Source organism: Halosimplex carlsbadense 2-9-1, assembly GCF_000337455.1.
GTDB lineage: Archaea > Halobacteriota > Halobacteria > Halobacteriales > Haloarculaceae > Halosimplex > Halosimplex carlsbadense.
Map to the genome: position 1 here is coordinate 166,109 of NZ_AOIU01000013.1, position 14,825 is coordinate 180,933.

14 protein-coding genes are annotated in these 14,825 nt (G+C 70.1%); 10 read left to right on the forward strand and 4 right to left on the reverse strand.

The window, feature by feature from the left end:
- Positions 1–452: 452 nt before the first annotated feature.
- The 4 genes from C475_RS06425 to C475_RS06440 all read left to right on the forward strand — a co-directional run bounded on the left by C475_RS06425 (position 453) and on the right by C475_RS06440 (position 5,404).
- Positions 453–2,831 carry a VWA domain-containing protein gene (locus tag C475_RS06425; RefSeq protein WP_006882980.1) on the forward strand — a complete coding sequence of 793 codons (2,379 nt, stop codon included), beginning with the start codon at positions 453–455 and terminating at the stop codon, positions 2,829–2,831.
- A 91-nt stretch (positions 2,832–2,922) separates the two neighbouring features.
- A complete protein-coding gene (locus tag C475_RS06430) occupies positions 2,923–3,951 on the forward strand; it encodes an LLM class flavin-dependent oxidoreductase (RefSeq protein ID WP_006882981.1) in 1,029 nt (342 codons plus the stop codon).
- 92 nt (positions 3,952–4,043) lie between these two features.
- A complete protein-coding gene (locus C475_RS06435) occupies positions 4,044–4,913 on the forward strand; it encodes a VOC family protein (protein ID WP_006882982.1) in 870 nt (289 codons plus the stop codon).
- Between the two features lie 62 nt (positions 4,914–4,975).
- Positions 4,976–5,404: a zinc ribbon domain-containing protein gene (locus C475_RS06440; protein WP_006882983.1), complete on the forward strand. Its 429-nt coding sequence runs from the start codon at positions 4,976–4,978 to the stop codon at positions 5,402–5,404.
- A 9-nt stretch (positions 5,405–5,413) separates the two neighbouring features.
- Here C475_RS06440 and C475_RS06445 read toward each other — a convergent pair whose 3' ends face one another.
- Positions 5,414–6,004 (reverse strand): TetR/AcrR family transcriptional regulator, encoded by a 591-nt coding sequence (locus C475_RS06445; protein ID WP_006882984.1) that lies wholly within the window; start codon positions 6,002–6,004, stop codon positions 5,414–5,416.
- Between the two features lie 179 nt (positions 6,005–6,183).
- Between C475_RS06445 and C475_RS06450 the strand changes: the two genes are divergently transcribed.
- The 3 genes from C475_RS06450 to C475_RS06460 are packed head-to-tail and all read left to right on the forward strand — an operon-like array spanning position 6,184 to position 9,041.
- On the forward strand, positions 6,184–6,783 hold the full coding sequence (locus C475_RS06450; RefSeq protein WP_006882985.1) for a TetR/AcrR family transcriptional regulator: 600 nt from the start codon (positions 6,184–6,186) through the stop codon (positions 6,781–6,783).
- Entirely contained in the window at positions 6,783–8,261 is a 1,479-nt protein-coding gene (locus C475_RS06455; RefSeq protein ID WP_006882986.1) for an MATE family efflux transporter, read from the forward strand. Before C475_RS06450 ends, C475_RS06455 begins: the two co-directional genes overlap by 1 nt.
- A gap of 3 nt (positions 8,262–8,264) precedes the next feature.
- Positions 8,265–9,041, forward strand: coding sequence for a hypothetical protein (locus C475_RS06460; RefSeq protein ID WP_006882987.1), 777 nt, complete (start codon positions 8,265–8,267; stop codon positions 9,039–9,041).
- 43 nt (positions 9,042–9,084) lie between these two features.
- Here the strand turns inward: C475_RS06460 and C475_RS23795 are convergent, their stop codons facing one another.
- Positions 9,085–9,231 (reverse strand): DUF7535 family protein, encoded by a 147-nt coding sequence (locus C475_RS23795; protein ID WP_161625178.1) that lies wholly within the window; start codon positions 9,229–9,231, stop codon positions 9,085–9,087.
- Positions 9,232–9,567: 336 nt separating this feature from the next.
- Between C475_RS23795 and C475_RS06465 the strand changes: the two genes are divergently transcribed.
- Positions 9,568–10,824, forward strand: coding sequence for a hypothetical protein (locus C475_RS06465; RefSeq protein WP_006882988.1), 1,257 nt, complete (start codon positions 9,568–9,570; stop codon positions 10,822–10,824).
- A gap of 30 nt (positions 10,825–10,854) precedes the next feature.
- On the opposite strand, the gene C475_RS06470 is transcribed toward C475_RS06465, so the two are convergent.
- Together C475_RS06470 and C475_RS06475 are read right to left on the reverse strand one after the other, a co-directional pair.
- A complete protein-coding gene (locus C475_RS06470) occupies positions 10,855–12,147 on the reverse strand; it encodes a heptaprenylglyceryl phosphate synthase (protein WP_006882989.1) in 1,293 nt (430 codons plus the stop codon).
- 379 nt (positions 12,148–12,526) lie between these two features.
- Positions 12,527–12,817 (reverse strand): DUF7344 domain-containing protein, encoded by a 291-nt coding sequence (locus C475_RS06475; protein ID WP_449404411.1) that lies wholly within the window; start codon positions 12,815–12,817, stop codon positions 12,527–12,529.
- A gap of 48 nt (positions 12,818–12,865) precedes the next feature.
- Here C475_RS06475 and C475_RS06480 point away from each other — a divergent pair, with 48 nt between their 5' ends.
- Together C475_RS06480 and C475_RS06485 are read left to right on the forward strand one after the other, a co-directional pair.
- Complete coding sequence (locus C475_RS06480) at positions 12,866–13,327, forward strand: TRAM domain-containing protein (protein WP_006882991.1); 462 nt, start codon at positions 12,866–12,868, stop codon at positions 13,325–13,327.
- 77 nt (positions 13,328–13,404) lie between these two features.
- A complete protein-coding gene (locus C475_RS06485; protein ID WP_006882992.1) occupies positions 13,405–14,667 on the forward strand; it encodes a thermonuclease family protein in 1,263 nt (420 codons plus the stop codon).
- Positions 14,668–14,825 lie beyond the last annotated feature (158 nt).

A 14,825-nucleotide genomic window follows, 5' to 3' on the forward strand; every position in this document is an offset into this window, starting at 1 on the left:
TGGGACACCACCGGTGTGTTATAGCCCTCGGGCGACGACGCCCCGGGATCGTCGGCTCTCTCGGTGCGGGTTCGCGCCCGTTGACCGCCGCGCCACGGGGCCGGCTTCAGTGGAAACTGATGGACACTCGCCACGAACCGTTCGTTTAGTCGGTAACTATCACCGGTCGAACTGCCGGACGTTGTGGCAACTACTGGTTTCAGGCGGCATGCGGTACCGTGTGGCATGGGTGGATCCTTCGGGTCGAGAACCGAGCATCGGATCCGGACCGAACGCGGAGGGCCGGCGGGCGACGCACGTCGTCGCTCACCGAGACCCTGCGGTCGGTCGGGAGCACGACTCCGGCGACGGGAGGTGTCGGGGCCGTGAGTCGTGGTCGTCCGTTCGGGGGTCGGGAACCCCGGTATCGGCCGTCGGGGCGCGTACTCCGAGCGACGTTCGGTGTCGTACTCGTGGTCGGGAGCGTCGTCGCGCCGGTCGTCGCGACTCCGATAGCCGAGTCGGACGGTGCCGACTCGTCGGGCGGGGAGGCCTTGGGGCCCAACGCAGCGAGCGAGTCCGCGGTCGAACGTTCCGGACCGGCGGGGCACCGCTCGGCTCGCCAGCAGACCGACGACGGGTCGGCCTCGAACGGGAGCCTCGACGTCACGGTCAGGCAGGTCGCTCGCCCGGAGTTCCCCGAGGTCACAGCGTACGTCAGCGTGCGAAACGAAAGCGGCGACCCCGTCACGGGTCTCACCGCCGACGACTTCGATATCGTCGAGGAAGGGACCAACCAGACGGTCGAGTCGGTCGAGCCCGCGACCGAGGTCCGGGGTTCGAACGTCAGCGCGGCGCTGGTGATCGACCGGAGCGGCAGCATGCGCGGGTCGAAGATCCGGGACGCCAGGGCCGCCGCGGGCCAGTTCGTCGACCAACTCGGCGCCGGCGACGAGGGGTTCGCTATCGACTTCGGGAGCCGGGTCGAGTTCACCCAGCGGTGGACGACCGACACTGACCGCCTCGGCAGCGCCATCGACGGGATCGACACCGGTGGGGGGACCGTACTCTGGCGTGCCGCGAGCGAGGGGATCGGAGAGGCGGGGTCGAGAGTCGGCCGGTCGGCCGTGATCGTCCTCACCGACGGGCGAAACACCGACCCGTCGAACGACGTGAGTGGCGCTATCGACGACGCGCGGGCGGCGGGCGTCCCGGTGTACACGATCGGATTGGGGCGAAACGTGAACGAGGGGAGCCTCCGGCGCCTCGCGCTGGAGACCGGCGGGAGCTACTACAGGTCGCCCAACAGCTCCCAGCTCGCGGCGATCTACGCGGACATCAGCGAGAGCCTCACCGCGGAGTACAGGGTCACCTACACGACGACCGACACGGCGACCGACGGGACGAACCGGACGGTCGAGCTGTCCGCGGAGAGCGGCGGCGACGCCGGTTCGGGGACGGGGAGCTATCAGGCGCCGTGCGCGCCGTTGCCCGAGGCCGCCTTCGAGTACGCGCCGGGCGACCCCGTCGCGGGCCAGCCGGTCGAGTTCGACGCGAACGCGAGCGACCCGAACGGCGGCGAGATCGTCGCCTACCGCTGGGACTTCGACAACGACGGCGTCGTCGACGCGGTCGGCCGGAACGTCACCCACAGCTACGCCAACGCCAGCACCTACAGCGTGCGACTCGCCGTCGAGAAGGGCTGTGGGGCCAGCGACGTCGGGACCGAAGCGATCGGGGTCGGGAGTCCCGACCCGATCCGGCCGGAGTCGGTCGACGACTTCGAGGACGGAGACGTCTCGGAGTACGTCCCCCTCGCAGGGTCGACGGACGCCTGGCGGCTGAACACGACTACGACCACCGAGGGGGGCAGTGCGCTGCAGTACGCGGGGAGCGCCGATCCCGCGGAGATCGCGTCGTTCAGCGGCCTCGACACCTATCCCGAGAAGGGGGACGTGCTTCGGTTCGATATCGGAACCTACGGGAGCTGGGACTTCCGAACGTCGTTCCAGTTCGGCCAGCAGCCCGACAGCGGGTTCAACAACCGATACGAGGTCGAACTCGAACCGCAGACGGACACGGTCCGCCTGCAGTACGACCCGCCCAACGAGTCCGACCGGACGCTCGGCGCGACCGACGTCGACCTCCAGCGGAACAGGTTCTACACGGTCGAAGTCGACTGGGCCGCGTCGACCGACGATATCGCTCTCAGAGTTTACGAAGCGCCGATAGCGAACGCGAGCGCGCCGCTCGGAACGATCCGAGCGCCCGAGCCACAGGGAGCACCGACGAGCGGTGGTATCGGCTTCTTCGGTCACGGGGAGGGGGACCGCTGGATCTACGACGACGTTCGCGTACTCGACCCGTCGGAGATCCGTTCCCCGCGGAAGTCGCTGATCGAGATCGTCGCGAGCGAGCAGGGCGAGTACGAGTACGAGATCGTCGTCGACGGCACCGCCGAGAAAGCGAACGCCTCCCGGCGAGTGAAAGCCGAGGCGAACGACGAGATCAGGCGGACCGACGACGGGCGGACGGTCATCGACGGGTTCACCGGCAACGCCGGGTACGGCGACGCCTACAGGTTCGAGGGGACGATCGAGAACTTCACTCGGATCTCGGTGGAGACGAACGTGACGATCCGGATCAACGGCACCGAGGTGTCGGCCGACGACCTCGCGGACGACGGCTCCCGGTCGCTGGATCCTCCCGGAGTTCGGTCGGCCTCGACGGGTGGGACCGCCGGCGGTCCGCCGGCCGTAACGGGTCTGTGGTCGGTCGAGACGGCTGCCGAGACGGCGACCGCGGTACCGATACCCGGGCCGACCCGAATCGAGCGGCCGAGCGGGGCGTAGTGCGCCTCGCCGTCAGCCGACCGGGCGCTGGAATCCGTCCGAGGATCGCCGCGAGCCGAACCGTTTTCCGCCGCCATCCCACAGCGGGGGTATGGACCTCTCCGTCGTCGATCTCTCTCCAGTTCCGGACTCGGGGACCGCGACCGAGGCGTACGCGAACACCGTCGAGGCCGCTCGGCAGGCCGAGCGGCTGGGCTACACGCGGTTCTGGGTGGCCGAACACCACGGCCGCGCCGAGACGCTCGCGGGCACGACGCCCGAGGTGCTCCTGGGCCACCTCGCGGCCGAGACCGACGCCATCCGACTGGGGTCGGGCGCCGTCCTGCTCAACCACTACAGCCCGCTCAAGGTCGCCGAGCAGTTCGGGGCGCTGGACGCGCTCGCGCCTGGGCGCGTGGACGCTGGCCTCGGCCGGGCGAACGGCTCGCCGGCCGTCGACCGGGCGCTCGGGACCGAGCGTCACGTCCAAGACCCCGATGGCGACCACGTCGAGAAGGTCGAAGCGGTCGTTTCGCACCTCTACGACGACTTCCCCGACGACCACCCCTACGGCGACATCGAGATCCCGGGGTCGGCCGAGGGACCGGCCGTCCCGTGGGTGCTCGGGTCGAGCCCGTCGAGCGCGGAGATCGCGGCCGAACTCGGGTTGCCCTACTGCTTCGCGGCGTTCATCCGCCCGCAGTTCGCCACGCACGCCTTCGAGACCTACCGCGAGGCGTTCGAACCCTCGGCGCTCACCGGCGGGATCGACGAACCGCGGGGAATGGTCGCCGTCAACGCGGTCTGCGCCGAGAGCGACGAGGACGCCGCACGACTGCGTGCGGTCACCGAAGCGATCTTCCGCCGGATGCAGCGCGGCGAGACCGGAACGCCTCCGACCGTCGAGGAAGCGATCGACGAACTGGGCGGCGTCCCCGACCCCACGCCGGCGACGCTCGACGACGGCGAGTGGCCGCGGGCGATCTCGGGGAGTCCGGAGACGCTGGCGGGCCTGCTCGAACAGCTTGCCGACCGCGTGGGCGTCGACGAGGTGATGATCCAGCAGTCCGCACCCACGCACGGGGACGCGCTCCGCTCGCACGAGCTGCTCGCCGACGGCGTCGGGCTCTCGGGTCAGTGAGGGCCGGACGCGACGGGAGCGGTCGGTGGTCGACCGCCCGGTTACACCGCTGACACCTGAAATACATGGGTGAGGGTACCGAACCCGTCGCTATGGACGACGCTGCCGAGCGTGACGACCCGGTGATCCCCGAGACGGCTCAGATGGGTCGGACGGCGCTGACCGTCGCGGACCTCGACGAGACGGTCGCGTTCTACCAGGACGCCGTCGGGCTCGCCGTTCGGGCCCGGAGCGAACGGGCGGCGACGCTCGGTGCCGGCGGATCGCCGGTGCTCGAACTGCTGGCGGACGCGGACGCGCCGCCCAGAGGCCGGACGCAGACGGGGCTGTTCCACAACGCGTTCAGGGTCCCTTCGCGCACGGCGCTCGGCGCCGCGCTCGAACGGATCCGCGACCGCGGGGAGCTCGACGGCGCCTCGGACCACTACGTCAGCGAGGCGCTGTACTGCACCGACCCCGAGGGCAACGGCGTCGAGATCTACGCCGATCGGCCGCGCGAGGAGTGGCCCCGCGCCGACGACGAGTCGGTCGAGATCGGGACCGCCCCGCTCGACCTGAACGCCCTCGTCGCCGAGTCGGACGGTGCCGCCGAGGCGCCACCCGAGACGGACCTCGGACACGTCCACCTCGAAGTCTCCTCGCTCGGCCGGGTTCGGGCGTTCTACGCCGACACCCTGGGACTGGGCGTTCGAACGGAGGCGCGGGGAGCGTCGTTCCTCGCGGCGGGCGACTACCACCACCACGTCGGCGTCAACACGTGGAACGGCCGGACCGACTCGCCGGACGGTCGCGGCCTCGCCTGGTTCGAGTTCCTGCTGCCCGACGCCGAGGCGGTCACGACCGCTCGGCGGCGGCTCTCGGCTGCCGACGTTCCGGTGACCGACCGCGAGGGCGGTTTCGAACTCACCGGCCCGGACGGGATCGCCGTCCGGTTTCGGGCTCGGGCGGCCCGGGAGTCGTAGGCCGCCGAGCGCGGTCGCGAACCCCGACAAGGCTTATGACTGACTAACCGGTTAGTAATTGTATGGACGGTTCGATTTCACGAAAGCGGCCGTGGCTCGCCGCGGTGCTCGCGGTGCTCGCGACGGGGCTCGGACATATCTACCTCCGGCGGCTGCGCCGCGCGGCCGGGTGGCTCATCGCCCTGCTGGGCGTGAGTTTCCTGTTCGTCGACGGAGCGGCGCTGACGGCGCTGGTCGACGGGGACCAGGTCGACCTGCTCGCAATCGCGCCCGTCGTCTTCGTCGGTGCCCTGAGCGTGATCGACGCGTATCTGGTCGCGCGGGCGCACAACGCCGTCGCCCGGATCACCGCGACGCCGGACGGACGGGTCACGCACTGTCCGAACTGCGGTCGGGAGCTGGACCCGGGCATCGACTTCTGTCACTGGTGTACGACGGACCTCTCGGGGCTAGAGATCGAGCCGGTCGACGCGGCGGATTCGGACGACTGACTGACCCCGTCAGGTCAGCACCGCATCGACGTACTCCGCGGCGGTCTGTCGGGCGGTTTCGAGCGCTCCGGGTTCGTCGAGGACGACGGCACGGGTCCGGGCGCCGTCGACGATCATCATCAGGCCGCGCGTCACGTGGTCGGCGTCGACGTCGTCGAACTCGCCCTCGTCGATCCCGTGGTTGATTACCGCCTTGATCATGTAGCGGACGTACTCGTCGTTCCCGCGGAAGCGCTCGCGGAAGTCGCCCTTGTACGGGGCCTGCGCCCGCATCTCCAGCATCGCGACCGCCAGGTCGCGATGCTCTTCGGGGGCGAATATCAGCTCGTCGAGGAGCAGGTCGAGCCGCTGGTGGGGGTCGGTCGTCTCGACGTCGCGGATCGTGTCGACGAAGCGTTCGAGCAGGTAGTCGAGAAACGCCACGAGCAGCTCGTCTTTCGTGTCGTAGTGGTAGTGGACCGCGGCGGTCGACTTCCCGTACTCCGCGGCGATCCGCTTGATCGTGAGGTCGGCGTACCCGTGTTCCCGGAGCGCTCGATACGTCGCCCGCATGATCTCCGTTTCCGGCTCCGAGAAGCTCCCCTCCGTTGGATCGGCCATCGGCTATCACTTCCGCGCTCGTCCGGTTAACAGTTGTGACCACTCCGTCAGGAGACGCGCGTAGATACCGGCCGATCGGCGCCACACGAGCACCAAGACCTCCAGTATGGCGCCGTTCTCGCGGCACGTCCGAGTCCGAAAGTTTTTGACTAACTAGTTAGTAAGTTCGGTATCGACCGATGGACGACGACGCAGCGACAGAGATTCTGGCGGCGACGTATCGGGCGCTCTGCGACCGGGGGTACGCCGACGTGACCCTCGGAGATATTGCCGCGGAGGCCGAGACGAGCAAGGGACTGATCCACTACTACTACGACGACAAAGAGACGCTGTTCGCGGCGTTTCTGGACTTCCTCTACGACCGCTACACCGAGCAGGTCGGATCGGTCGCGGGCGAGACCCCGCGCGGGCGACTCGTCGCGCTCTTCGAGACGGTCCTCGCCGACGGGGAGGGAACCGCCGGCGAGCAGTTGCGGACGGCGATGCTGGCGGCGAACGCCCAGGCGCCCTGCGACGACGCGATCCGGACGCGGCTGGCGCGGTTCGACGAGTACCTCCTCGACCGAGTCGAGTCGATCGTCGCCGACGGCGTCGAGGTCGGCGAGTTCGACGACGAGGTCGATCCGGCGGTCGCGGCCGAGTTCCTCGTGACGGCGATCTATGGGGCGCACACGCGGCGAGCGACCGCCGACCGCTCGTCCGACCGACTCGCCGAGACGATGACGCACTTCGCCGAGCGCCACCTGGTCGCCGACGGGCCGACGGAGGTGCCCAGCTGATGGGGCTGCGCAGTCGACTCGACGCCCTGTTCAAGGGGCCCGAGGACTTCGACCTCACGTCGGGCGGGATCGGCAAGCCCCTCTTTTTCCTCGCGATGCCGATCGTCGTGACGAACCTCTTCCAGACGGCGTACAACCTGGCGGACACCTTCTGGCTCGGCCAGTACAGCACGGACGCGCTGGCGGCGATCAGCTTCGCGTTCCCGATGGTGTTCCTGCTCATCTCCTTCGGGACCGGCATCTCCGTCGCCGGGAGCGTCCTCGTCGCGCAGTTCACCGGGGCCGACGAGGCCCGGGAGGCCGAGTACGCCGCCTCCCAGACGGTCACGTTCGCGGCGATCATCTCGGTCGTCCTGGGCGTCGTCGGCTACTTCCTCGTCGAACAGTTCCTCTCGCTGATGGGCGCCTCCCAGGACGTGTTGCCGCTGGCGTCGAGCTACATGGAGGTCATCTCGCTGGGGTTGCTGTTCATGTTCGGCTTCTTCGTGTTCATCGCGCTCATGCGGGGCTACGGCGACACGATCACGCCGATGCTCGTGATGTTCGGGTCGGTCCTCCTCAACATCGTCATCGACCCGTTCCTGATCTTCGGGTGGACCGTCGTCGAATCGGCGCCGCTGGTCGGCACGATCAGTTTCCCGGAACTCGGGATCCAGGGCGCGGCCATCGCGACGGTGTTCTCTCGCGGGCTCGCGCTGGTTGTCGGCCTGGCGATCATGTTCCGCGGCGAGCGGGGCGTCCAGATCCACCTCCGCGACATGGTCCCCGACCTGTCGTATCTCCGCCGGCTCGTCCGGATCGGTCTGCCGGCGTCGGTCGAGGGGATGGGCCGGGCGCTCTCGATGAACCTGCTGCTGTTCGTCGTCGCCACGTTCTCCGACCCCGTCGTCTCCGCGTACGGTATCGGGACGCGGGTCTTCTCGGTCATCGTCCTGCCGGCCATCGCCATCGCCCGCGGCGTCGAGACGATGACCGGCCAGAACGTGGGCGCGGGCAAGTCCGACCGGGCGGAGGCGGCCGCGAACCTCGCCGCGAAAGTGCTGTTCGGTGTCCTCACGCTCGCCGGGGTCGCCGTCTTCCTCGCGCCGGAGCCGATCATCTCGGTGTTCGTCGGGGCCGGACAGGAGAACGCCGACCGGGTCGTCGAGGTCGGCGCGCAGTTCCTCCGCTACGTCGCGCTGACGTTCGGCTTCATCGGGGTCACGCGGGCCTACACCGGGAGTTTCCGCGGCGCCGGGCGGACGCTCACCGCCGCGGCCATCTCCGTCGCGATGCTCGGTGTCGTCCGGTTCCCGATCGCCTGGTTCGCCGCCGGACCGCTCGGCGAGACGGGGATCTGGCTCTCCTTCGCCGTCTCGAACGTCGTCGGCGCGGTCATCGCCGTCCTGTGGTACCGCCGCGGCACCTGGAAGGGCACCGAACTGACCGAGGAGAACGTCGAACCGGCGGTCGCCGAGAGCACGGCGGGTGATGACTGACCCGTGGCGCCGTCTATCCTCCCGCGCTCGGCGATCGACGCGCGGCTCGAATCGGCGCTTCGCGGCGCCGACAGCGGCGGCCTCGCGCTCGCGCGCGAAACGGTCGAAAGCGCCGCGGACCGCTGGTATGGCCAGCTGGTCGCTGGGTCCTACGGGACACTAGCGGATCGGCCGGACACCGATCGAGTCGTCTCCGCCGCGGCGACGGTGGAGCTGATCCGGGGGTACTGCCGACTCCGGAGCGAGCTGCTCGTCCAGCTCACCGACAGTCACCCGCACGCGTTCACCCGCGACGAAGTCGCCGCGCTCCTCGCGGGCGACTACCTCTCCACCGGGGCGTACTCGGTCCTCGAAGCCGCCGATTGTGACTGCTTCGAGACGGTCACCGACGCGCTCGAATCTCTCTCCGGGGCGTTCGCCTCCAGGTACCTCGAGGGGAGCGAGTCCCCTTCGGACCGGATCGCGCTCGTCGAACGGACCGCCGGCCGGATCGGCGAAGCCGCCGGCGTCCTCGGCGCGCGGCTGGCCGACGCGGACGAACGCCAGATCGACGGCCTCGCACGGGCGGGCCGCTGTTTCGCCGCGGCGCGAACGGTTCGACGGGCGCGCGACCGCGAGCCCGGTTCGGCGATGGTAGCCGTCCCCGAACTCCGCACGGAGGGACTCGACGAGCGCGCGACTCGCCGACGGGAAGAGGGGTATCGAGCCCTCGCAGCGCTCCCGTCGAGCGCCGACGCGTCGCCGCTTCGTCGGTTCGGCGACGCCCAGACGGACGAGTGACCGCGAGGGCGCAGTCACCGGAGATCCGACCGGACGGCGGCGTTCAGAGCCGATCGGCCAGCCAGAGAACGATCAACACGGGCGCGACCGGGAGCAACAGCGCGAACAGCGGCACCGCGACCAGATAGCCGATGGTCGCCATCTCGGTGTTCGACGCGTCGTGTCGCGGCGGACTGACTGATCTCGCCATACCCGAACGTAGGCACCCGTCGAACGAAAAGCTAACTGATCAGTTAGCTCGGGCCCGCCTCGAACGGTCGAAGCCATCGGCAGTGGAGAATAGAGAGTGCCCAGACCGCCTTGTACGGTTGTAATCCGGTAGCCGTGAATAAATCGATTCGGTCGTCCCCGCGTCCTGGGACTTACTATTTGATCAGTCCGTTCGCGAATCGACCACTGGCGTCGCCGGTCGGGCGGCCGTGAGCGGGCCGACCGCTGAGGTGACACCACCGTAGCGTGGCCGGCGATTGGTCGCCGCCCGGCGGTTTCAACAGCTATACAAACACCGCAGGGGAACAGACGCGCCATGAGTTCCGGATCGGGCTCGCCCGCGGCCCCGCTCGGCTCGGCCGCGCGGTGGGCGTCGGAGCGGGACCAGCTCCCGCTGTCGCTCCGCGCCGTCGCCCGTTTCTACGCGCGGACGGGCGAACTCGACCTCACGGCGCTTCGGATCAAGTCGTGGGTCGACGACACCCTCGATTCGTTCCTCGACGACGCCTACGGCGCTATCGAGGCCGAACTGGAGAGCGAGCTCGGCTACGACGACATCGACTTTCGCTACGAGACGAAGCTGACGCTGCCCGTCGAGCTGACGCTGGGCTATCTCTACCGCCGCGCGCTCGACGACTGCGACGGCTACAACCCGGTCACCGACGAACCGACGCGGTCGCGTGGGAGACCAGTCCGGTCGCTCGTCGACGGTACCGACCCGGCACGGCGCGAACGGTTGCGCCGCGAGGCGAGCGAGCAGGTCGCGTTCGTCGGTCGCGTCGAGCGGGTCGCGCGCCTCTGCACCGAAGCCCTGCTCGACGGCGACATGCGCGACGCGATCAACGACGCGGAGTACGAGGACTTCGAAACCGACCCGCCGCTCGACGGCGAGGAACGCGAGCGCGCCGCCCGGATCGCCCAGTCGCGGCTCCGCGAGCGCGTCGACGCGCAGATGGCGGGGTTCCCCGACGCGGTCCGCGAGGCCTACGAGTCCGCCGTCGCCGAATCGAACACCCACCAGGACGACGACGAGCACTTCCGCGAGCTGATGGCGCGAGCGCTCGGCGAGGGCGACGAGAGCGGCGCCACCCCGGAAGACGCCGTCGAGCGCATCGAGGCGGAGTACAAGTACGCCGAGTTCGAGGGGACGGCGGGGTCGCTGACCGCCGAGGAGCAGGCCTGGCCCTACTGCAAGACCCAGTACGAGCGGGTCGGGGTCATCTACGAGGGGATGATCGAGATGTTCCGGGCGGCCGACATCGCCATCGAGCCGTCGTTCGAGCACGCGGTCGTCCTGGCTATCATCGGGGCGCAGGTCTGGCTCGACGACGTGGACGACTTCGCGGCCGACCGCGCGGAGACCCAGCTGACCCCGGTCACCGCCGAGTACATCGTCGCCGACGACGACCCGGAGGCCTACGACCGCGTCGTCGAGGTCTCCGCGAGGTACCTCGACCGGGCCATCGAGTACGCCGTCGACTCCGACTCCATCCTGACCGGCATCGCCGCCGAGTACATCTACCTCTCGGGCGACCCCGGCGTCCTCCCCGGGAGCCCGGGCCGGGACGACTAGTCCGTCGCCAGCGGACTGCGTCCGTCGCGTTCACCGAGACACCGAGAGCGTCGAGAGACTCAGGTGGCGGAGCCGCGGCGGGTCGGCGTCGGACAGGGCGGCCGCGACGCGGGCGCAGTAGTCGTCGAGCGGGTCGCCGTCCGCAGCCTCGGGGTCCCCCGCCGAGAGCGCCGCGTCCAGGCGGTCGGCGGCGTCGGCGTCGACGGCCGAGAGGAGCGATCGCGTTCGCTCGACGGAGGGTCTCGATTCGCCGACGACCGCGGGAAGCGCGCCGAAACAGAGCGCGAGGGCGACGAGCAGCGACCGCTCGGCAGCGGCCTCCGGGTCGTCGACTCGGGGCGTCGTCCGGAGGTAGCGGGCCGCGGCCGTCTCGACGGGGTCGACCGCGTCGTCGAACCACGACCGGATCTCGTCGGCCGAGGGGGCGACGCCGAGCGCCTCGACCGCGCGGGCGCAGACCTCGACCTCCTCGTCGGCCACGTCGTGGAAGCAGTCACCGACCACGACCGTGTCGGCCCCCACGGCGAGCATCTCGGCCGTCTTCTCGCGGTCGTCGATCCCGCCGCCGTACCAGACGCGGGCGCCGTCGACCGACTCCGAGACGGCCCGGAGCACGTCCGCCGCCTCGTCGCCGCCGTAGGTGCCCGAATACTCGACGTAGACGATCTCGCTGTCGAGGTGGCGGTCGGCGACCATCGCGCGCTCCCTCGCGGTGGCGGGCGAGAGCACGTCTGACTCGTCGACGCCGCTGCGTCGGGCCGCCGCGCTGTCCGGATTCTGGACGACGTACGCCTCGAAGACGGCCGCCTCCAGCAGCCACGAGGTCGCGAAGTCGACGAGCCGGTCGCCGACCGCCCGGTAGAGCGCAGCGGGCAGCTTCTCGCGGAGGAGCGCGGGGACCATCTCGTCGTGGAGGTAGGCGAGTCCCTCGCCGAGCGTGCCGACGAGCGCCTCGGTCTCGCCGTTGAGCACCTCCGGGAGCGCGAGGAAGGCGGCCAGTTCGCGGGTCTCCTCGGTGACGTGGCGCGCCTCGCTGGGCTCGTGGAAGGCGGGGACCGGCGCCCGGGCCAGCAGGCGGAACGTCTCCTCGGTGTTGTCGGCGGTGACCGCCGTCGACCCGCCGACCGAGACGGCGTCGGTGTTGGCGAGGTAGAGCGGGTAGGCGACCGGCAGCAGCTTCGCCGTCTCCGGGTCGATTTTGGTGACGTGGCGCCAGTCGGCGGGGACCGGGTTGGCGTCGAGCGAACCGAGCGTCTCCGCGCCGATCCCGGCCGCGGCGACGCACCGTCGCAGCGAGTGACCGAGCGACGAACCGAGCGACATACCGACCGGGAGGTCGCTGTCGCAGGTTAAACTCCCGGTTTCGGGGCCCGGGTCCCGAGCGCGGTCCGCGGACCGCGTGGCCGACGGACGACGAGCGCGGCCGGTACGCGCAGTCGGATCCCCGAAGCGGCGACGCCGCCCGCCAGCACAACGGTCCCGAACAGACGGGCGCCGGACGGGAAGCCGAGCCGGTCGGGACAAAACTTATGCCGCGAACGGTCCCAGGCCGAACTGTCCGCACACACGGACACAGAAGCCATCCACTTCGTTCGGGGGCCTCCCCGAACACACCCCACCCACCGTTCGCTGTTTCGCGGCGGACCTCGCCCGGGTCCGTCCGCTTTCGATGTCACCCGACGAGGCGCCGCCTCGGGAGCGGTCAGCCGACCGGTTCGTCGAGCCACGCGACGGCGGTCCGGCCGTCCGCCGTGAGCCGCAGCGAGTCGTCGTCACCCCGGTCGACCAGCCCCGCCTCGGTCAGGACCGGGAGATGACAGTGATTGCGGTCGGTTCCGATCGCGGCGACGCGCGCGTCGCGGTCCGCGTCCGCGGCGGCCGCTCTGTCCGCGATGGCCTCGACGAGGTCGCACAGTGAGAGGCACACCGACGCACGGAGGACGCGGAGCGCGGTCCGTCGCCGACGTGCGGCAGGTCGTATCGCACGGCACACGATAGAACCAAGTGGACCGGACGCCTGCGTGAGAGGTAGACGCTACGAATGGAGATCTCCGATCAGCTTCGCTGTCTGTTTTCCGCCCAGATCGAAGAACAAGACGGGTCCTACGTCGTCGAGGTCCCGAAGCGAGAGGTTCGGACGGGGTCACTCGCGGCCGGCGACACGTATCGCGTCGCGCTGGTTCCGTCACCCGCGAACACGGACGCCGACGGAGGGACGAACGGCGAGGACGCCTCGAGTGCCGAACGCCGGGATCGCTCGAACGGGGATCGGTCGAACGGCGACCGATCGGGCCGGTCGCCGCCGGTCGAGGAGGGGGAAGAACGAACCGTCGAGATCGAGGACATCGGCGAGCAGGGCGACGGGATCACCCGCGTCGAGCGAGGGTTCGTCGTCATCGTCCCCGACACGGACCAGGGCGAGCGCGTCACCGTCGAGATCACGGACGTACGCGAGAACGTCGCCTTCGCGGAAGTCGTCGAACGTCGCAGCTACTACGAATAAGACCGCTCCCCTGTCGAACGGTGACGCACTTCCGTCTCCGGAGTAACTGACAAGTGAGTGTCGTCTGGACGGTACGTATGTCTAGCGACATCGCGGCCGGCGCGACTCAGGAGGTCGAGGTCGTGTCGGTCACGGACGGCGACACGGTCGACGTGCGCTTCGACGACGGCACCGAGGAGGAAGTTCGGCTCGTCGGATTCGATACGCCCGAGACCGCGGAGAACAGGCGCTTCGAGCGCGTCCAGGAGTGGCCGGGAGTGGGCGACCCGGAGACGCTCGTCGCGTACGGGGAGCGCGCGTCCGCGTTCGCCCGGGAGCGGCTGGCTGGCGAGACGGTGACGCTCTCGTTCGACCCGAGCGAGCCGATACGGGGGACCTACGGCCGGCTGCTCGGCTATCTGGAGCACGAGTCCGACGGCGACCGCGTCTTCTACAACCGCGAGATCGTCGCCGCAGGCTACGCGCGGGCGTACCACTCGGGGGTGACGACCCACGACGCGCTGGCGCGAGCCGAGGCCGACGCCCGGGCGGCCGGCCGCGGGCTCTGGGCCGAACACGACCCCGGATCGACGGGGCCGGTCCGGAACGACCCCGTCGAGGAACTGTTCGTGCCGCGGCCGTCGAGCGTGCGGCTGGCCGACGGGCCCCTCGGCGGTGAGCGCGCACCGGTCCGGGCCGAACCGACGGCGACCCAGGAGCCGACCGAATCGAGCGCAGTGATCTACGACGACGACCCGACCCCGCTGGTCGGGGTCGACCGCGAGGCCAGCGTCGGTGTCGTCGGCGGGCTCGTGGTGAACGAGGCCTACGAGGAAGCCGAGGGGTTCGCGGTCGACACGAGCGGCTACGGGACCTTCCCGTTTCTGACGAACCTGCTGGACCTGCTGGCCGACCGCGAGGGCGACGTGTTGATCGACGGCGGCCACGGCGGGTTCGGCGTCGACTACGCGCTGTCGGCGGAGGACGCCGCCTACTACCGGCAGTATCTGGAGGGCCAGGGGCTGGGGCTCGTCCAGCGCAACCGCCTCGGGCCGGACTTTCTCGACCGCGGCCGGGCGCTGGTCGTGACGCCGCCGGTCGGGCCGTTCGGGCCGGACGAACTCGACAGGGTACGGGCGTTCCGCGACGACGGCGGGAGCGTCGTGTTGCTGGGGAGCGGGGCGGCGCCGGCCTACGCGCGAGCGAACCTGAACGAAGTCGCGGCGTCGCTGGGGTCGGACCTGCGGGTCAACGCCGACGAGGTGCGCGACGCCGAGCACGCTCTCGACGGTGACGAGCGACTGGTGACGACGGCGCGGTTCGACCGGTCGCTGCCGCTGTTCGACGCGTTCGGCGGGTGAAAGCGGGAGCGTGGCGAAGCGGGGCGAAGGGTCACCGGTGCGGCGCGGTTCGGAAAGGGTGGGGTCCCGACGCTCCTCCGAGCGCGGGAACGGGTGGGTGTGGACGGAATGGGTTGCGGGTGGGGGGCATCCCCGGTGGGATTGGGCTCGCGGTCACA